Origin of the sequence: Synechococcus sp. RS9916 (assembly GCF_000153825.1) — a bacterium.
Lineage (GTDB): Bacteria > Cyanobacteriota > Cyanobacteriia > PCC-6307 > Cyanobiaceae > Synechococcus_C.
The window spans coordinates 901,044-917,878 of sequence record NZ_DS022299.1 but is presented as its reverse complement, the minus strand read 5'-3'; the positions used below and the strand labels follow the sequence as shown (position 1 = coordinate 917,878).

The following is a 16,835-nucleotide window of genomic DNA, read 5'->3' as shown; positions in this document are numbered from 1 at the left end:
CAGCGACATCAGTCTTCAGACGTGATCAGCAGCACGTTGTGTCGGGCTCGCGTGAGCCCTGTGTAGGCCAGGCGGGGATCTTGATGACGGACGGGGGGAAGCAGCAGTGCGACCTCGGAATACTGACTCCCCTGGGATTTATGCACCGTTAGAGCGAAGGCCGGCTCGGCTCCTGTCAGCTGAGCAGGGTGTAGCAGTCGTTGTCCCGGCAGCAGCACGCGGGTCTCTTGCTCATGCATCACCACCACACCGATGTCGCCGTTGGCCAGCCCCTGGTCGGCGCGGTTGTGACGGTTGAGCACCGGAGTGCCGGCGGGCCAGTGCTGCACTGAGCGTCGACTGCGATCTCCGAGGACGGCGCGATTGAGAGTGTCTACTCCCCAGGGGCCCTGGCGGACGGGGCTGAGGGCAACCCAAGCTTCGAGTTGCTCCAGCAGTGCTGCAGCATCGTCAGGATGGGGTTGACCGTCGTGCCAGCGCAGGGCCTTGGCCAGAGCGCTGAGGCGTTCTTGATGGGCGCGTAGATCGTTCAACAGACGTGTTGGCAGCCCCTGGCGTTTGACCTCCAGCCATTGCACATTGTCGTCGGGTAGCAGTTGGCTGAGCTGCGCCTTGCTGAACCCTGAACTGCTCTGACGCAATTGATCAGCTAGCGCTGCGATGGCACCGTTGTTGCGGTAGGTCGTCTGCAGTTCCACGGCAGCTGGTCCAAGCTCGTGGCGTCGCTGGGGTTGACTCAATTCTTGAAGCACCGCCCCAGGGCCAACGGGCGGGAGCTGATCGGGATCACCCACCAGCAGCAACTGGGCATGATCCGGGAGAGCCTCAAGCAGGGCTTCCATCAAGGGAAGATCCACCATGGAGACTTCATCCACCACGACCAGATCGACCACCAGCGGCAGGCTGCGGTTGCGGCGGTAGCGGTTCTTCCCCTGGGCCTCCAGTAAGCGATGCAGCGTGCTGCTCGGGAGACTGCTCAGGTGATGCATTGCATCGGAACCCAGTGCGTTGCTTCCCGAGCTGACGGCCTGCTGCAGCCGTGCTGCGGCCTTCCCGGTCGGGGCAGCAAGCTGAATCTGGATCGCGGGATTGCAGGTCAGTGCCGCAGCCAGCATTTGCACCACCGTTGAGGTTTTGCCGGTGCCGGGCCCGCCGGTGAGCAGCACCAGACGATGCTGCAACAGCGCGAGCACCGCCTGGGTCTGTTGCGTATCAAGACCCGCCTGCCGGGCTGCGGTGCGGGCGGCATTGATTTCGTCTTCTGAAAGGGCGCCTGGCAAGGCCGTGCGGCCGAGTTCGAGCAGCTGCTCGAGGCAGTGGTGAAGATGCAGATGCCAGCGCCGCCAGCGCAACCAGTGGCCGTCCAGCACGAACGGAGCCTCCGGTGCCGCGTTGAGCACACCCGCGCTCACCAGCCAGCCGCACTCCTCTAGGGCAGTGACCATCCCATTGGGCCATGCGTTCGCCTCCAGCCCATCAGGCGCTGGCCCGTTGAGATCGAGCCCCAGTTCGCCCCGTTCGAGGGCTTCGGCGAGAGCCATCACAGCTGTTTCCCTGATCGCTTTTGCTTCCGCCGTGGATTGTTCTGTGGCGCCCAGGCGTGGCGGCACAAGCCGGGTGAGGCTGTCAGTCAGGGCCAGGCCGAGGGCGCTGCTCAACGCTGTCCCTCCCGGAGCAACGCATCCAAGGCCAACACCCGCTCGAGGCTGGGTTGATCGACCAAAACGCCGGGTGTTGCTGTTTTGTGCTTCGGGCGATCCTGCGCCAGGGCCCCAGGAACGCCTCGGAGGAAGACGTAGGCGTACCCCCCCAAGTGCAATTCCGGCGTATAGCCAGGCAGGCGCCAGTGGAGATAACGGTGCAGGGCAACCAGATAAAGGTGCGCCTGGAGCGGGTAATGGTTGCTCACCATCAGCTCCGCCATTGCTTCCTGGGTGTAGTTGGCAGGGCCGCATTGCTGCACCGTTCCCTGGCCGTCCCGTTGGCCGAGCCAGTTGCTTTTCCAGTCAGCGACCCACCATGTCCCCTCCCAGCAGAAGACCAGGTCGATGGAGCCGGTGAGAAACCCCCGGCTGGCCACATCCAACAGGTTGAGCTGTTGGCCATAGCCCTCGTTAAACAAACCGCCAGGGTGGGCGTTGAAGACTTTGGCGAGTCCACTGCTTCGCACCAGATGGTCCGGTTGGGTGTGGGCTAGTGGCAGGTCGAAATTCATCTCATTGAGCCAGTCGCCCTTGCGCAGGTCACCCAGCCGGCAGGCCCCCAGTGCGCCGCCCATCGGCGTGTGCATCAACTGGGACAAGCCAGACATCAAGGTGTCGGCCCATTCGAGGCTCAGGCCAGCGCGCGGAAGCTCTTCGGCCACTACGACACGGGCCTGGGCGTCATCTCCTGCGGCGAGCGTGCCGTAATCGATGCGCTCCAAGATGCGGTGCAGTGCATCCCCCGGGCCGGCTCCCCGGGGGAATTCGGCAAGAGGACCGAGCTCAGGCCACGACGTCTGCTTTTCGGATAGGGGTGTGATGCCGTCATTTGGGATCGATGCTGTGTGCTCCAGTGCGGGCTCCAGGTTGATGGCGTCGGTGTCGCGTCCGTCCTCACGCATCTCCGGCGGCACAGCCACTTGGGAGTGGGCCCAGGCGGAATAGCTCGCCCGTCCCCAGCGACTGTCGAGGGGGCGGGACGGTGTTGGACCGAGCGCAAGGGATCCCTGGGGGGGCTCTGGCTGCCAGGGTTTGATGGTGTTGCTTGCCCGCGTCTCGCATCGATGTAGGGGCAAGTCCCGTTCCAGGCCGCCCTCCACCAGCCAGGGGCTCAGGGGGTTGGCAGGCTCAGCCAGGTCCACTCCAGGCCAGCCGAGCACCAGCAGGTGACGGGCGCGGGTGCAGGCCACATAGGCCAGACGTTCGGCTTCCGCAGCCTGTGCCCGTTGATCCTGCTGGGCTGCTAGCCGTCCTTGCCCCCAGTGGGGATTGAGGTGAAGATCCAGGTGGGGGTCAGCCTCAGGCGATCGCATCCAACGCCGGCCGAGTTGGCGGGCACCGGCCTTGATCGCTTTGCTGCCTTTCCAGAGAAAGGGGCAGATCACCACGGGATATTCCAGCCCCTTGCTGCGGTGCACGGTCACCACGGCGATGGCTGATTCGGCTGCATCGCTGCGGCACAAATGGGCCTCAGGACTTTCGCCGTGGTCCTGGAGGCGCTGGCGCCGCAGCCAGTCGGCTGCCTGGAGTGTCCCGAGCCCCAACTTGTGCATCTGTTCCTGCACCAGTTCAGCGGCCTGTTGCAAGTCCGCCAGCGTTCGTCCTCGAAGGGAGAGACGGGCTAACCCTTCGCTGCCCTGCAGTTGCGCCAGCACGGCGGTCAGTCCCTGGTGGGGCAAGCGCTCCGCCAGATTGCTCAGCGCCGCGGCGAGCTGATCCCAGTCCTGCGGCTGGGCGTTCTGGATGTCTGCTGCTGACCAGCCGAGCAGTGGTGATCCAGCCAGCAGACGCTGGCGACCGTTGTGGCCTGGCAGCGCAAGAGCATCAAGAAAGCGTTGCAGAGCTGCAGCCCCAAGACTTTCAAATACATCGCCCTTGCTCACCAGACGACTGGGGAGATGGTGGCGTTCCAGGGCGGATCGCAACGCTTCCGCCTGGGAATGCTGGCTCACGAGCAGGCACAGATCCCCCGGTTCCAGAACGCGGCTGCCTCGCTCCGAGCGCAGTGGCCATTGCTCCTGCAGAAGCTGTTGGCAGAAGGTCGCCACTTGGCTGTCGAGGTGATGGGGATCGAGGTTCAGCAGTTGAAGGGGGGATTGCCCATCCGGCATGGCTAGCTCGCCTTTGTCGGCCATGGGCTCCACGGGTGGGACTGGCAGCTCAGACCGCTGCAGTCCTGGTTGCATCAGGGCGTTCAGGGCCCGCACCAGGGGCTCGCTTGACCGACGGTTCTCGTAAAGCCCGTAGCACTGCTCTGTTTTGCTCGCAGCTAAGCGATAGGTGGCGAGTTCGCCGCCGCGGAACCGGTAGATCGCCTGTTTGGGGTCTCCCACCATCACCAGCAAGTGTTGGGGTGGATCCCCGGTGAAGGCTCGTTCAAGGATGCGCCACTGGATTGGGTCGGTGTCTTGAAATTCATCGATCAGGGCGGCGCGGTAGCGCTGGCCGATGGCCTGGAGCAGCGGACTGGTCGCACCGTCGTCACCCGCACCTGGGTCCAGTTGTTCGAGCAGTTGACCGAAGCTCATCTGTCCGCTGCGCTCGCGGCGACGCGTGAGTTCTTGGCGGCCCCAATGGCCGAAATGGAGCAGCATCGCTTCAGCGGGTCCATCCACCAGGTCTGCGATCGCTCTCAGCAGCTCCGCCTGAGGCAACGACACCCGGTCGCCATGGGCTGCAGCCGCCACCTTGGTGAAGGGCCCGGGGTGGAAATATTTCTGCAGTTCGGCCTGGGCCAGAACAGCGTCGTACCCGGGTGTCCGCCCCTCAAGGCTGTCGATCCAGCTCTGCACTTTTTGCAGTCGATCCGGTTTGGGTTTGAGGCGGTAGGGGCTGTAGGGCAACGCCAGGCTTTTGAGCTCGGCTGCGGCCGCGGCTAGGTCGTGTTCAAGAGCATCTGCACTGCTCTCCCACAGCGTCAGAAAGCGTTGCCAACGTGAGGTCCATGCATCCTCGAGTTGTGCAGCAAGAGGTAGGTCAGAGTCCTGTGCGTCTGGCAGCGCATCCAGCTGGAGGGCTGGGTCGCCATCAAGGTTGGCCAGCACGCTGATCAGGCCATCAGGGTGGATGCCACGCTGCTGCAGTCCAGCCAGGAGTTGCGGCGACAAGAGAAGGACATGCTGCTGCCAGTAGTCGTGCACCAGTTGTTCACGCCGGTCATGGCCCTGGCTTTCCAGGCTCACTGCAGGCCCCAGACCGGCTTCGAGGGCTTGGCGTTGAAGGGTGCGCCTGCAGAAGCCATGGATTGTGGTGATGTCGGCACGATCGAGCCGTTCGAGGGCCAGAAGCAAGCGGCCTTCCATGGTCCGATGCAGGGTCTGGCTCTGGGCTGTGATCCATTCCTGCAGCGGGCGATCCATGGCGTCAGCGTCTGCTCCTTGCAGCAGGGCTAGGGCCTGTTGCAAGCGGCGGGCGATGCGATCCCTCAGTTCTGCCGCTGCCGCTTCGGTGAAGGTGACCACCAGCAGTTGCTCCACCTGCAGCGGGTTGGGGCCTTCACTCAGGAGTCGCAGGACCAGATGGGCGAGCGCGAAGGTTTTGCCTGTGCCAGCGCTGGCCTCCAGCAGACGCAGTCCCGGCTCCAGTGGGAACTGGTTTGGTTCGAAGCGGGGGTGATTCAACCCTTCACCTCCTGCCGCCGCTCCAGCAGTGGTCCATGAAGTGTGAGTGCCAAGGCCTGGGCGTCGTCTGTGAGCAGATCACCCAGGGGTAGATCGGAGCCGAAACAGAGTTGCTGCACGGCGTCGAGTCGCTCCCCTGCCAAAACGGCATTGCCTTCCCAGGCGTCGCGGGCTTTGCTCCACCCCTTGCCCTTCGCCTCCCCTACGGCGAAGGCCCAGCCTGTTTCCGGAGGCAGGGGCCAGCATCGCTGCTGGTACTGCTCGCGCCAGGCTTGGTGCTGGTCAAGCAGAGCAGTGCATTGGTCGCGGGTGGGGGGGCTAATGCGCTCGAGCACCCGGAAGCGATGACCATCCCGACCGACCAACACAGCGGAGCGGAGCTTGCTGCCTGCGGCCGTGGCCAGGAGTAGCTCGAGCCACAGCTGCTGCCGCTGTGGACTACGGGGCCGAGCAGTGTGCACCAGCACCAGTTGGTCATCGCGCAACGACAGCTCCGCTTGCCATGGACCCATGCTCACGGCGTCGCGTCGCTCCTCCCCGAGTGACGACAGGCAGGTGCTGAGGCTGGTCCAGCGCTGCTCCAGCTGGTGGGCCTCTAAGGCACCAGCAGAATGAGGGGGGAGCTGTCCTCGTCCGCGGTCAAGAGCGAGCCAGTCGGGCTCCGCATTTTCCTCCTGGTCACGGCCCAGTTCCTGGCGCAGCAGTGCTGACCGCTGGCGTTCATCGAGGCTGAGGTCTTCCAGGTCGAGAACGGCGTTCTCGTGTTCGCGTGGCCGCAGTCCCAGTTGCTCCAACCACTGCTTTTGGGGAGCGGTAACCCAGGAGATCAGGTCATCCCAGGCGCTGAGCGGTAAGGCCGGACCGTCCGGACTTTTGTGTGGGGTGATGCTGAACGCCAGGCCAGCAGTTCCCCCAATGGTGCCTGCATCGAGGTGCTGCCTCACCTGCAGCAGACGTTGATCACAACTGGCGGGGGGCCAGGCCTCAGAAGGCAGAAAATTGCTGCGCTCAAGGGCATTGGCGGCATGCTCACGCACCGGCACTTGGGGGAGCAGGTCGATCCACTGGCGTACCGGTGTGGAGGCTTCCAGTGGTTCGCCGGTGCGTTCGTCACGGCAGCTCCAGCTCACCAGCAGGTGTTGGCGAGCGGAAAGCAGGGCCTCAAGCAGCACATAGCGATCCTGGTCTCCACTGCTGGGATCTCCCAGCAGCCGTTGCTGTTCCATCAAGTGGAATCCGGGGCGCTGGCGTTGGCGCGGGAAGGCGCCCGCATCCAGTCCCATCAGCACCAGCACCTTGTGGGGAATCGCCCGCATCGGTTCCAAGGCACTGATGGTGAGGGCCCCGGAGCGATGCCCAAAACGACCACTGCCTTCACTGAGGCGTTCTGCCAGCACCTCTCCCACCACCGGTGCAGAGAGCTCCAGGCTGCTGTTCCCTGCCACCTCACCCCAGTCCGTTAGTACGGAATGGATGGTCTGCAGTTCCCAAGCCCAGTCACCACCATCAGCAAACAGCGCCATCAGCTGTGGGCGTAGGCCTTCCACCCAGGCCTGAACCGATCGGCTGTGGCTGAGCCACTGAAGGCTGCGCTGGAGTTGGCGCAGCAGTCCCAGCCAGCGGCCTTGTTGTTCCAGGCTCCCAGGCAGAGCCATGGGGGCCGTGTTCTCGAGGGCTAGACCAGGTGTCTCCGGGTACACCACCCCGAGCACCAGTCGGTCGATGGCCCAAGCCAGACTGTGGGTGGGATCGCCACCTCGATCACGGCTGTCGAGGCCCCAACGGAAGCCGGCCTGTTGGAGCGACTGGGTGATGTCTTCTGCCTCGTCGGGCTCCAGTTGATGGGCGCGCAGGAGCGGGGCATTCGCCAGCACTGTTTCCAGGGCGGAGGCCGTGAGTCGCTCCCCGCCAAGGGCTAGCAGTTGCAGGACCCCCTGGCTGATCCCGGCTTCACTCTGCTGACTGCGGTCTGTGAGACGCCAGGGGAGGCGTACGCCAGTGGCGTCGTTGTCACCAAAGACCGCGCTCACCAGGGGAGCAAACGCTTCCACCTGGGGTGTCATCACCAGGATGTCGCGGGGTTCCAGGCTGTCATCGTTGGCCAGCAGTTGGAGGATCTGGTCCCGGAGCACCTGCAACTGACGCAAACGTCCTGGGCAGGCATGAAATTGGAGCGATTGATCGTCCTCTGTTCGTGGCAGGAGATCGGTTGGCGTGCCATGAACCAGGTGCTCCTGGAGTTGCTCCAGCAGCGTGGGCTCCTTCCCTTGTGAACTGGCAGTGGTGGCAGGGAAGAAAAATGGATCCAGAGCTCGCCAGCTGCCGAGCTGGGTTTCACCACTGCCCTCCAAGAGTTGCTGGAATTCAGCGCCGAGTCGTCCGAACCGCGCTTCAACGCTGGGAACGGTCAGAAGCCACTCCTCATCAAGGGGTGCCTGAGATTCAATGCTGCTCTGCCGCTGCCAGAGCTCGGGGCAGGGGGTCAGCAGGTACAGCTCGATGCTGCGCAAACAGGACAGGGCCTGAAGCAGTTCCACCTGCACCGGCGCCAGGCTGCTGAGGCCAAACAAGCGCAGAGGTGGTTGGGGGGGACGTTCCGGACGCCATCCCTCCTGCAACCGCCGAATCAGTTGCCGGGCGCGCATGCCGAAGGGAAGGCAGCCGAGCCGGCTGTGCAGTTGCTGCATCAGTTGCTGCTGCCACAGCATGGTTGGGGAGAGGGGCGTTCCGCGGGCATCCGTGGCTTGTCCCTTCAGCCAGGCCTCGAGCATGGCGGGCCGATACAGGCTGTAATCGTCGATGGCATCAGCAATGGCGCGGGCCAGTTGCCACAGCGGTGGGTCGAGCACTTCAAGCGCTGCGCTCTTACGGGTGTTCAACCAGTGCTGCAACGGGGCACTGGCTGGATGGTCCAAAAGCTCGGGTAACAGCTCCAAGAGCGGCCAGACCAGGTTTTGTGCCCGCCAAGGGTCGGCTCCGCCTCCTGAGCTTTGCTGTTCCAGAAGCCCATCCACCGTGTGTCGCAGCAGGCTTGTCGGGAAGGGAAAGCGCAGATTGGCGGTGATGCCAGAAGGATTGGCAAGTGCGAGCTGCTCTCCCAGCCATCGGCTTGTGGGCCAGGTGTTCACCACCACCTGGGCCTCTTCCAACACACCGGGTGGATGCAGGCTGAGGTTGGCGGCCAACACATCCGCCAACACTTCCGACCGGTTGCTGCGGTAGAGGGTCAGCAAGGGCAGGTGTTGACCAGGGTTGGCTGCGCTTGGTGCAGCTCTTTGGTCATTCCCCTGGCCCGTAGACCAGCGCCAGTGTGGTCCTCTCCTTGCACCTGCACCACCGCATCGGTTTCCGGGCAGAACGCAGTGAGTCGTCCGCCGTAGACGGCTCCGGTATCGATCAGCACGATCTGGCCATGACGACGCACATCCAGACCAGGGGTATGGGCCACCACCACGCGTCCGAAGCGGCCGTCGTAGCTCTGCCAGAACGGCTCACGGATCTCCAGATCTGGGCAACCGTTGCTGTCGAAACCGGCATGGGTCGCCACCCAGCCGATGCCATGAAAGACCAAAGGAAGGGCCTGCAAGCGCTCCACCCACTGCAGGGCGACCTCAGGTCTTGACGGCCAGAGTGCGCGCTGGAGCGCTGGATCCTGGCTTAAACGCTGCTCGTGATTGCCCTGAAGCCAGGTGGCGCGGCCACTGCAGACCAACGTCCACACCCGCTCAGCCGTACCAACAACGTCGGCGCCCCTGCCGACCACATCACCGCAGAACACCAGGTGATCGGACTCGGGCAGTAACCCAAGCAACCGTTCGAGGGCGCTGTGGCAGCCGTGAACGTCACTGATCACCCAGTGGCGAGTCATCGTTCCAGACACCGGTCAAGATGACTTGCAGATCGGTTCATTCTGACTGATTAGGGAGCGCTCAGAACAGGCCGAGAAACTTTTTGCGTTCGCTGGGTTCAGGGCGGTCGATGTTCTGTTGGTAGCGGGGTTTGCTATCCCCCACGGTGAACAGAGGATCGTTGTTGCGGAACCAGATCCAGTCTCGGATGGGTGGCGTCTCCATCAGGTCGCGTCGGGTCAGCGACAGTCCCAGTTTTGCGGACGCCCCCAGAAGAATTTCGATCATTTCGTCCCCGTTGGCGCATTTGGCCAGGGCTTCATTGGTGCGCTTGGCTCCATCCAGGGCCTTGACCAGGAGCCCAATTTGTTGAGGCACGGGGAGTTTGTTGGCCTGCATCACTCCCTTTCTATGGCGAAGCCCGTGTTAATCGATCCCCGGGGCGAGCGGTGATCTGCACGGGCCCTTGTCATTGATCGTTGTTCAGACGGGATGCTTAGGCCTGGGCCAGAGCATCGCTGATGGTGGCGGTCGGTGCTTCAAAACGACCCTCACGCACAAACTCCAGGCGCAACTTCATGAAGGTGATGAAGGTGGGGTCGGTGGACACCACGGCGGCCGCTGGCTGCGGCACTTCGGCGGCCACAGATGCCATTTCAGGTGCCTGGAGGAATGCTGGGCGGCGCACCAACCAGAAATCAATCTCCTTTCCCTGTTCGGCGTAGTGACGTCGGCGTTCCTTCAGCACTTCCTCCAGGGGCTCTTCCTCGGTGAGGAAGCGTTCGCTGGCGGCAACGAAGTGGTAGGTGGTCATCAGTTCAGACGTCCGAACAGGGGGTCACGGCGGGGATTCTGGACCAGAGTCCGCATCTCTTGAACAGCGGCCTGCAATCCCACGGCAAGGGCGCGCGCCACGATCGTGTGGCCGATGTTGAGTTCCTCCATCCCTTCGATGGCAGCCACAGGTTCAACGTTTTGGTAGGTGAGTCCGTGGCCAGCATTCACTCTTAATCCCAGTGCCCGAGCCTGGGCTGTGGCTTCTGTGAGCCTTGCCAGTTCCGCTGGCTGCTCATCCCAGGAGGCTTCGGCGTACGTGCCGGTGTGCAGTTCAACCCATCGCGCTCCCGTCGCTTGACAGGCCTTGAGTTGGCCCAGCTCAGGATCCACAAACAGACTCACGGGAATCCCCGAACCCTGAAGGGTTTGCACCATGGAGGTCAGGCTGGGGATCTGACCGGCCACATCGAGCCCGCCCTCCGTGGTCACTTCTTCTCGACGTTCGGGCACCAGGGTGACCATGTCGGGTTTGATCCGAAGGGCGATGGTTTGCATCTCCCCGGTGGCTGCCATTTCCAGGTTCAGGCGGCTGCGAACGGTCTGACGCAGCAGTTCCACGTCGCGATCTTGGATGTGTCGACGGTCTTCGCGCAGGTGAACGGTGATGCCGTCTGCGCCTCCGAGTTCAGCAAGCAGACACATCGTCACCGGATCGGGTTCAACGGTCTGTCGGGCCTGACGAACATTGGCAATGTGATCGATGTTGACGCCGAGGCTTGCCACAGGTCGAACTGCTGGTGAAACGACTCTATGCAGAGCGTTCTGATGCGGCGGGGACAGGCCGAAGGATCAACTGCCCTGCATGCAGCCGCAAAGGCCTTTCCTGCGCGTAATTTCTGTCGGTATTGATTTGGTTGAGCCTTCGCGGTGACCTCGAGCCTGGCGACTCGCGAACAAGCTCTCAGCTCGGGGATTGATCCTTTTTGGGCTCCTCTGGCGATGTTGCTGACTCAGGATGTGGCCCTTAAGGGTTATTTCCGCGAGCGCATCGTGTTGGGTGCGGAGCACCTACCGCAGCAAGGTCCCGTTCTGCTGGCTCCCACCCACCGCGCGCGATGGGATGCGCTGATGCTGCCGATGGCAGCGGGTCGTCGGGTCACTGACCGCGACTGCCGTTTCATGGTCACCCGGACGGAAATGGAGGGCCTTCAGGGGTGGTTCCTGCACCGCCTCGGTTGTTTCGCGGTTGACCAGGGAAAGCCGTCGATGACCACGCTTCGGTTTGCCATTGATCTCCTGGCAGCGGGCCAGCAGCTGGTGGTGTTTCCCGAGGGGCGAATCAACCGAACGGATGAACCGATTCGTCTTCAGCAGGGTCTGGCACGTCTGTCACAACTCGCCACCCGTCAGGGGGTGCCGGTGCAGGTGGTCCCGGTGGGCCTGGCTTACAGCGAAGTGCGCCCCCGCTTCCGCGGCACTTCGGCCATTTGCTTCGCAGAGCCGTTGAAGGCTGATGCCAGTGGTCGCGAGGCCACCAAGGCCTTCAACGCGTTGTTGTCGGAACGCATGCAATCAGCTGAACAAGCGGCCCGTGCTGCGGTGGGACGCCCCTTGCTCTCCCCTTAAAGTCCGCGCAAACGTTGTGCATTGTTCATGCGTTCCCGCCTTTCCCTGACAGCTCTCGCATTGGTCGCCGGCCTTGCGGGTGCTCCCTGTTCAGCGTTGGCGCAGTCCGGTGAGCAAGGCTCTGCCGAAGCCACCAAAGTGCTGGCTTCTGAAGGTGCTGGCTTCAACACTGCTGCAGTTCAGTCCCTCCTCAACCGTGGTGACGCTGCGGTTGCGTCCGGGAACCTCGAACAAGCTCGTAAGGACTACGACACAGCCCGTGCTGCTTCAAAGCAGCTTCTGGCGTTCTATCGCGATCTCAGCGGAGCGTTCCGGGGATTGGATGCCCGTATCCCCAGAGAGATGGACACCAAGGGGCGTGCAGCGCTGGGTTTGCTGGCGGAATCCAACCTGCGCTTGGCAGCCTTGTTCCGTCGTCAGAATCAACCCGAAGTCGCTGTGCCGGTTCTCGTTGAGGTGGTGCGTTTGATGACGCCTTCCAACCCGCAAGGTCAGAAGGCTTATCAGAGCCTGCTGGAACTGGGGTTTGTGGAGACTCCCTTCTCAGCTGCGAAGGTGGGCGGCAACTAAGCCATTCACGCTTTGAGCGATCTGGCAGCATCACCCTTCAGGACTCCCCTTAACCATGGTTCAACCCGATGCAGTGGCCGCGGCGATCCGCCAGGCCCTGCCTGATGCCAAGGTCGACATTGAGGACCTCACGGGAGGAGGAGATCACCTCCAGGTGACGGTTGTCTCCTCTGGATTCAGTGGTCTGTCTCGGATCAAGCAGCACCAGCTGGTGTATGGGGCCCTCCGTGATCAGCTGGCCAGCGAGGCCATTCACGCTCTGGCTCTCAACACGTCCACACCGGACTGACTCCTCACTTCCACTCCTCGTCCCTTCTCTTTTCCTCGTCCCTTCTCTTTTCTCTTTCCGATGGACAGCCAGACCAAGGAACGCATTGAAGCCCTGATCCAAACCAGCCCCATCTTTGTGTTCATGAAGGGCACGAAGCTGATGCCTCAGTGTGGCTTCTCCAACAACGTTGTTCAAATCCTCAACGCGATGGGCATGGCGTTTGAGACTTTTGATGTGCTGTCGGATATGGAGATTCGTCAGGGCATTAAGGAGTTCTCAGAGTGGCCGACCATTCCTCAGGTCTATGTGAAGGGCGAATTCATCGGCGGATCTGACATCCTGATTGAGATGTATAACTCCGGGGAGCTCAAGGAGAAGCTGGAGATTGCTCTGGCCAGCTGAGCGTTCAGCTGCATTCTGGATCTTTAGGAGCCCTTCCAGGGGGCTCCTTTTTATTGGGTCTTAGCCGACCGAAGTCGAACGTTCGATTGATTCAAGCGATGTTGATTGCTGACAATGAGCTGGGTGTTAACAGCCTGGATGAGTTGATCGCCTGGACGTCCACCTATTTCCATTTCAAGCAGGCTCTGGAAGTGATCCCTCTGTCGCAAGAGATGGCAGAGCTCTATCTCGCTGCTTTCGGGGACTTTCGTGAGCGCCTTGCTGCTGAGATGAAAAAGCAGTCCGTTCTGGAGGCCAGGCTGCCGCAAGAGATGCGTGCTGCGATTGACGCAGAAAAACCGAATCTCTGCTTGATCCGTCAGCTGCTAGTCGGTTAGCTGTTGCTGATTCGCTGGTCTGGATTTGTCATTCCAGTGCGTTCTTTGTTTGCGAGGTTGTTTGATCCCCGCGTTCTTGCCTTGGAATGAAGCAGATTGCCGACGACTTGCGATTAATCTTCTACAAAACCAATTGAGTTGCCATTGGCGTGCTCAAGCCAAATACCCTTGGGTGCATTTGGGTTGCTTTGCCAAACCCCTCCGCGCTCATCAATAAAAACGCCGTTGCCTTGATGGCTGTAGGTCTCAGTCACTCCGTCATCCCATCGCATGGTCATTGTGTATGGGTTTTGACTGACAGAGCAGGCCATCTTCTTGGCATTGAAAAAGCAGGTTCCCTGATACTCGCCAGCATTAACGGGAATGGAGAGTGAAGCGAAACAAGCGGCGGAAGCGATTGTGAGCAGCCTTAAGGAGTTCATCTGCATCGATCATTCCTTACACCATTATTGCTGGTCTCTTGGCGAACGGGCAGATCGCCAAAATCGATGTGCGATAGTCGTGTCAAGGCGTTCGAGTTCAATGCAACGAGCCGGTTTTTCTCGTGTTGGCATTGGCTCTGCAGTGCTTTCCATCGTGCCATTCGCGCTGTTGGCTCTTTATGTCGCCTCGGCTCCTGTGCAAACAGGATGGTTGTTTGTCCCATTTATTGTTCTTTTTGGTCTGTTGTTGGAGGCTGTCGCCTTTAGCCTCGGCCTTCTCGGGCTGTCGCAATCATCCAGAGAACGCATCACTGCGTTTTGTGGAACGATGATCTCCACGACTTATTTTGTTTTGTTGGGGATGTTTTTCATGGGCCTTCTTTTGTGAATCCTCAGCCAGGATTTCCTCTATTGCAGTCGTCCACGCGCTTCTCAATTCGTGCGGTGCGCGCAGAACTCGATTGGGCGTGTCGGTCGAAACCCAACGATCGCAAAGCCTGGGAGGGGTTTGGATCAGTTCAGCTCAGGTTGGCGATACAAGGTGCCCATGTCGCCATCCGGGCCGATGAAGCTGGATGGATCAAGGATCCAACGGTCGATCAGCATCTCGAGCTTGGCGAGCTCGCGTGACTCAAGGCACTCACTGCGTCGTAGGGCGTGGAGATACCCGTCTGCATACAGGCGAAGCTCGGATGGGCTGTGATAGCGGTGCGTCAGCTCCTGGCAGGCATCACAAAGCGACTGGAAGTGTCGGATCGCTTGTGGATGTTGCAGGGATGTCATGACCTGTGAGGACGGCAGCCTCTGCTACCAGCGTGCCATTGAATTGGGCTTAGCGTAAGTGCGCACTGTCAACTGATGTGACCTCCTCATCCCGCGATCTGATGCCAGTAGGTGTCTTGCAGTCGCCGGCGACTGCTCCTGTGCCTGCAGCCACCCTCCCCAGGGAGCCATCGCGGGTGCTCATCGTTGAGCCTCATCCCACGCTCCGCACTGTGTTGGTGCAGCGTTTGCGTCAGGACGGGCACCTCACGGCTGCGGTTGGCACTGCCGCAGAAGCTCTGGAGGTTTGTCAGGAGCAATCTCCTGATCTGCTTGTGAGTGCAGAGCTGCTCGAGCGCAGTTCTGCCTTGCGCCTTGCTCAGCATTTGCGCTGCCCTGTGATCGTGCTGACCGCCCGCGGCGGGGCTGAGCCTGTGGTGGGCCTTTTGGATGAAGGGGCTGACGATGTGTTGCGCAAGCCATTTGGTCTGGAAGAACTGGCTGCTCGCTGTCGCACCCTGCTCAAGCGTGGGCGCTCCGGTCTGCAAGAGCGGGTCACCGTGGGCCCACTGGAAGTGCATTTGCTGCTTCGTCAGGTCACTTTGCGCGAAAAGCCTGTTGAGCTCAGTCCGCGTGAGTTTGCACTGCTCTGTGCACTGTTGATGCCACCTGGCGTGGTGCGTAGTCGTCAGGACCTTCTGAGGATGGCCTGGCCTCCCTTCAGTGGTGGGCCTCGATCAGTGGATACTCAGATTCTGACGCTTCGTCGCAAATTGGAGCAGGCAGGGCTTGGTGATGGAGGTGGGATTACGACAGTCCGTCAGCAGGGCTATCGCTTCAGTTTGGATCACGTACCAGCATGACGTAGCCCTGATCCATTGAGTCGGTTAGTTTCAAAAGCGGGGAACTTATCTCAATTGCTTTTGCCAGTTGTGAAATGACCAGGGAACTTGGATGCGTTCGCAGAGTTCACTTTTTCTCCCCTCTTAAGTTGCATTGGAGCGACGGTGTCCTCTCAGGGCTTTGCCGGGCTTGAACACGATGATCAGACACCAGACTAAGTATGGAATTGAGACCAATAACGTATAAATGCCGTAAGACGCCATGTCTTCTGAAGGCTCTGGTACAAGATAAAGAATCTCGAAAAAGATGACCCACCAAAAGCTGATACCCGCATCGTTTGCTCTGCGGATGGTGAGGGGAAGAAAGAATACAAGTGACATCACCGTCACCAGTGGATCCGTCAGGGATGTCTGAAAAAGTTCAACGCTGGGGGGATAGCCGAGCAACAGTTTGAGGCCGAAGTTGATCGCAATCACTGCGATCATGAGTGGGATTCTGTAGATACTTCTTGAGAAGTAAGCCAGTCGCCCTAGCTCTCCCCGGTAATCAACAAGTTTGAGAATCTGATTCATGCTTTTTCGACATCACATGATCAGGGTCTCATTTCCTCGGATGCGATTCAATGGTCTTTAGATGTTTTTCACATCCATTGATCTTTGACGCAGCGTCGTGTCGTAGGGAAGCGCCTAGCGCTTCAAGCCGACCTTCAGCTTGAAACAGTTGCCGGCATGATTAGCCACCCCTGACCGATGGCTAAGCCAAGGGTTGCTTCGCCAATCAACATGGAGACAGCAAGTCCCGCTAACAGTTGATAGGTCCACGGAGGGGTGAGTCGACCGATTGTTGAGGTGTCAAGGTTGGTGTGTTGTTCCACAAGGCCAAGAAAGTCTTGGAATGATTCCAGCCTCTGGGGAAGCAGTTGATGACGCTGGTCGTGGGTGGTGAAGTAATACACCGTTCCCCCCTGGCTTGTCCCCACAGGAACCAAGCCGCGGATTTCGTCCCAATTGAGGCACCAACCTCGCCGCAACAACCAGTTGCACCAGCTGGGATAGCCGACGTTCAAGCCTGTGGCGTTGACAGTGACCTGTTCTGAAAGCAGGGCGACAACCAATCCCAGCCCTGTGATGGATGCGATAAGAAGCCAAGGCCGCAGTCCCACAGGAGCGAGCAGGGGTAAGGGGACCACTAACGCCAGATATACAGCAAGAAGAGTGAAGCGGATCAGTGGCGAGAGCTGGAAACGACGCGCGATGGTCATGCGGAAGGTGTGGCTAGGGGTTAGCGGTCGTCGGCTGAACCGGGCAGTGGTTCGATGATTTCAGGAGGGATGTATTCACCACCAAACACCTCGGCTTCACGTCCTTTCCAGAACTCGCCCAGACGCATCAAATCAGCGTGTGCATCTTTGATGGCAGAAAGGTACTCTTCCTGGCTCAATTGATTGCGGGATTCCTTGAGTTTGGCCAGCCGCAATAACTGCAAATTCCACGGTTTGCTGAGCTCACCGCGGCTTTCGAGATATTGGGCCAGCTCGTGGGCTCCCGGCTGCTCAGGGCGATTCAAATCAGACTTTCGCCACGGCATCGAGCCTAGGAAGCGACTGGCACGTTC

At 60.7% G+C, this 16,835-nt stretch carries 19 protein-coding genes; 7 read left to right on the top strand and 12 right to left on the bottom strand.

The features are described 5' to 3' along the window. Window positions 1–8: 8 nt before the first annotated feature. From RS9916_RS04995 to RS9916_RS04965, 7 genes are all read right to left on the bottom strand, one after another. Window positions 9–1,658, bottom strand: a complete 1,650-nt coding sequence (locus RS9916_RS04995; RefSeq protein WP_007098181.1) for an ATP-dependent RecD-like DNA helicase — start codon at window positions 1,656–1,658, stop codon at window positions 9–11. After that, complete coding sequence (locus RS9916_RS04990) at window positions 1,655–5,323, bottom strand: UvrD-helicase domain-containing protein (protein WP_007098180.1); 3,669 nt, start codon at window positions 5,321–5,323, stop codon at window positions 1,655–1,657. Before RS9916_RS04990 ends, RS9916_RS04995 begins: the two co-directional genes overlap by 4 nt. Further along, window positions 5,320–8,556 carry an exodeoxyribonuclease V subunit gamma gene (locus RS9916_RS04985; RefSeq protein ID WP_007098179.1) on the bottom strand — a complete coding sequence of 1,079 codons (3,237 nt, stop codon included), beginning with the start codon at window positions 8,554–8,556 and terminating at the stop codon, window positions 5,320–5,322. The genes RS9916_RS04990 and RS9916_RS04985 overlap by 4 nt, the downstream gene beginning before the upstream one ends. Then, on the bottom strand, window positions 8,550–9,191 hold the full coding sequence (locus tag RS9916_RS04980; protein WP_007098178.1) for a metallophosphoesterase: 642 nt from the start codon (window positions 9,189–9,191) through the stop codon (window positions 8,550–8,552). The genes RS9916_RS04985 and RS9916_RS04980 overlap by 7 nt, the downstream gene beginning before the upstream one ends. A 61-nt stretch (window positions 9,192–9,252) precedes the next feature. Then, a complete protein-coding gene (locus RS9916_RS04975) occupies window positions 9,253–9,570 on the bottom strand; it encodes a hypothetical protein (protein ID WP_007098177.1) in 318 nt (105 codons plus the stop codon). A 97-nt stretch (window positions 9,571–9,667) separates the two neighbouring features. Next, entirely contained in the window at window positions 9,668–9,985 is a 318-nt protein-coding gene (locus RS9916_RS04970; protein ID WP_007098176.1) for an MgPME-cyclase complex family protein, read from the bottom strand. After that, entirely contained in the window at window positions 9,985–10,731 is a 747-nt protein-coding gene (locus RS9916_RS04965) for a pyridoxine 5'-phosphate synthase (protein WP_007098175.1), read from the bottom strand. The genes RS9916_RS04970 and RS9916_RS04965 overlap by 1 nt, the downstream gene beginning before the upstream one ends. A 144-nt stretch (window positions 10,732–10,875) precedes the next feature. Between RS9916_RS04965 and RS9916_RS04960 the strand changes: the two genes are divergently transcribed. From RS9916_RS04960 to RS9916_RS04940, 5 genes are all read left to right on the top strand, one after another. Then, entirely contained in the window at window positions 10,876–11,574 is a 699-nt protein-coding gene (locus RS9916_RS04960) for a 1-acyl-sn-glycerol-3-phosphate acyltransferase (RefSeq protein ID WP_007098174.1), read from the top strand. Window positions 11,575–11,601: 27 nt separating this feature from the next. After that, window positions 11,602–12,144 carry a hypothetical protein gene (locus tag RS9916_RS04955; protein WP_007098173.1) on the top strand — a complete coding sequence of 181 codons (543 nt, stop codon included), beginning with the start codon at window positions 11,602–11,604 and terminating at the stop codon, window positions 12,142–12,144. 55 nt (window positions 12,145–12,199) lie between these two features. Then, the gene (locus RS9916_RS04950) at window positions 12,200–12,433 is read left to right on the top strand and encodes a BolA family protein (protein ID WP_007098172.1); all 234 of its coding nucleotides are present in this window, start codon (window positions 12,200–12,202) and stop codon (window positions 12,431–12,433) included. 60 nt (window positions 12,434–12,493) lie between these two features. Then, the gene (grxD, locus tag RS9916_RS04945; RefSeq protein WP_007098171.1) at window positions 12,494–12,817 is read left to right on the top strand and encodes a Grx4 family monothiol glutaredoxin; all 324 of its coding nucleotides are present in this window, start codon (window positions 12,494–12,496) and stop codon (window positions 12,815–12,817) included. A 98-nt stretch (window positions 12,818–12,915) separates the two neighbouring features. Beyond that, on the top strand, window positions 12,916–13,194 hold the full coding sequence (locus RS9916_RS04940) for a hypothetical protein (protein WP_038023303.1): 279 nt from the start codon (window positions 12,916–12,918) through the stop codon (window positions 13,192–13,194). Between the two features lie 113 nt (window positions 13,195–13,307). On the opposite strand, the gene RS9916_RS04935 is transcribed toward RS9916_RS04940, so the two are convergent. Next, window positions 13,308–13,622, bottom strand: coding sequence for a hypothetical protein (locus tag RS9916_RS04935; protein ID WP_007098169.1), 315 nt, complete (start codon window positions 13,620–13,622; stop codon window positions 13,308–13,310). A 94-nt stretch (window positions 13,623–13,716) separates the two neighbouring features. Here RS9916_RS04935 and RS9916_RS04930 point away from each other — a divergent pair, with 94 nt between their 5' ends. Beyond that, window positions 13,717–14,004, top strand: a complete 288-nt coding sequence (locus tag RS9916_RS04930) for a hypothetical protein (protein WP_038023300.1) — start codon at window positions 13,717–13,719, stop codon at window positions 14,002–14,004. Between the two features lie 125 nt (window positions 14,005–14,129). Here RS9916_RS04930 and RS9916_RS04925 read toward each other — a convergent pair whose 3' ends face one another. Continuing rightward, window positions 14,130–14,399, bottom strand: coding sequence for a DUF6761 family protein (locus RS9916_RS04925; RefSeq protein WP_007098166.1), 270 nt, complete (start codon window positions 14,397–14,399; stop codon window positions 14,130–14,132). Between the two features lie 101 nt (window positions 14,400–14,500). Here RS9916_RS04925 and RS9916_RS04920 point away from each other — a divergent pair, with 101 nt between their 5' ends. After that, complete coding sequence (locus RS9916_RS04920) at window positions 14,501–15,241, top strand: response regulator transcription factor (RefSeq protein ID WP_050752301.1); 741 nt, start codon at window positions 14,501–14,503, stop codon at window positions 15,239–15,241. Between the two features lie 123 nt (window positions 15,242–15,364). Here RS9916_RS04920 and RS9916_RS04915 read toward each other — a convergent pair whose 3' ends face one another. The 3 genes from RS9916_RS04915 to RS9916_RS04905 all read right to left on the bottom strand — a co-directional run bounded on the left by RS9916_RS04915 (window position 15,365) and on the right by RS9916_RS04905 (window position 16,808). Further along, window positions 15,365–15,793 (bottom strand): DUF805 domain-containing protein, encoded by a 429-nt coding sequence (locus tag RS9916_RS04915; protein WP_007098164.1) that lies wholly within the window; start codon window positions 15,791–15,793, stop codon window positions 15,365–15,367. A 134-nt stretch (window positions 15,794–15,927) separates the two neighbouring features. Continuing rightward, on the bottom strand, window positions 15,928–16,482 hold the full coding sequence (locus RS9916_RS04910) for a hypothetical protein (protein ID WP_007098163.1): 555 nt from the start codon (window positions 16,480–16,482) through the stop codon (window positions 15,928–15,930). 20 nt (window positions 16,483–16,502) lie between these two features. After that, window positions 16,503–16,808, bottom strand: coding sequence for a hypothetical protein (locus tag RS9916_RS04905; RefSeq protein ID WP_038023298.1), 306 nt, complete (start codon window positions 16,806–16,808; stop codon window positions 16,503–16,505). Window positions 16,809–16,835: the final 27 nt, after the last annotated feature.

Bases quoted from the DNA above. Each gene is read 5' to 3' on its own strand.
- RS9916_RS04980 (WP_007098178.1), bottom strand. From the start codon at position 9,191: ATGACTCGCCACTGGGTGATCAGTGACGTTCACGGCTGCCACAGCGCC.
- RS9916_RS04975 (WP_007098177.1), bottom strand. From the start codon at position 9,570: ATGCAGGCCAACAAACTCCCCGTGCCTCAACAAATTGGGCTCCTGGTC.
- RS9916_RS04970 (WP_007098176.1), bottom strand. From the start codon at position 9,985: ATGACCACCTACCACTTCGTTGCCGCCAGCGAACGCTTCCTCACCGAG.
- RS9916_RS04955 (WP_007098173.1), top strand. From the start codon at position 11,602: ATGCGTTCCCGCCTTTCCCTGACAGCTCTCGCATTGGTCGCCGGCCTT.
- RS9916_RS04950 (WP_007098172.1), top strand. From the start codon at position 12,200: ATGGTTCAACCCGATGCAGTGGCCGCGGCGATCCGCCAGGCCCTGCCT.
- grxD (WP_007098171.1), top strand. From the start codon at position 12,494: ATGGACAGCCAGACCAAGGAACGCATTGAAGCCCTGATCCAAACCAGC.
- RS9916_RS04940 (WP_038023303.1), top strand. From the start codon at position 12,916: ATGTTGATTGCTGACAATGAGCTGGGTGTTAACAGCCTGGATGAGTTG.
- RS9916_RS04935 (WP_007098169.1), bottom strand. From the start codon at position 13,622: ATGCAGATGAACTCCTTAAGGCTGCTCACAATCGCTTCCGCCGCTTGT.
- RS9916_RS04930 (WP_038023300.1), top strand. From the start codon at position 13,717: ATGCAACGAGCCGGTTTTTCTCGTGTTGGCATTGGCTCTGCAGTGCTT.
- RS9916_RS04925 (WP_007098166.1), bottom strand. From the start codon at position 14,399: ATGACATCCCTGCAACATCCACAAGCGATCCGACACTTCCAGTCGCTT.
- RS9916_RS04920 (WP_050752301.1), top strand. From the start codon at position 14,501: ATGCCAGTAGGTGTCTTGCAGTCGCCGGCGACTGCTCCTGTGCCTGCA.
- RS9916_RS04915 (WP_007098164.1), bottom strand. From the start codon at position 15,793: ATGAATCAGATTCTCAAACTTGTTGATTACCGGGGAGAGCTAGGGCGA.
- RS9916_RS04910 (WP_007098163.1), bottom strand. From the start codon at position 16,482: ATGACCATCGCGCGTCGTTTCCAGCTCTCGCCACTGATCCGCTTCACT.
- RS9916_RS04905 (WP_038023298.1), bottom strand. From the start codon at position 16,808: ATGCCGTGGCGAAAGTCTGATTTGAATCGCCCTGAGCAGCCGGGAGCC.